Origin of the sequence: Neobacillus vireti (assembly GCF_036962465.1) — a bacterium.
GTDB classification, from domain to species: Bacteria; Bacillota; Bacilli; order Bacillales; family Cytobacillaceae; genus Neobacillus; species Neobacillus vireti_B.
This window is the reverse complement of sequence record NZ_JBALNF010000016.1, coordinates 1-275: the sequence shown is the minus strand read 5'-3', so window position 1 is coordinate 275 and position 275 is coordinate 1.

Here is a 275-nt window from a genome sequence, read left to right as displayed (position 1 = left end):
CATTTAGGGAACATTTTGTGAACTTACTTCAGGCTGCGGTCGTGGTTGGGGACACTAAATTGGATTTTAATCCTGGGGGGCAGTCAAATAGGTTTTTTTTCAATTAAAAAGCACTTTTATTAACACTACGTATACAAGTTTTATAAAATATGATACTATTTATAATTGACAGTGCTGGCATCCTTTCTATTCTTTATTTTCATATTACATGACTTTCATAGCCAAAGGTTTTTAGTGGTGGGCTTGGGGTAGCTAGGGAGGTACATATGAAAAAA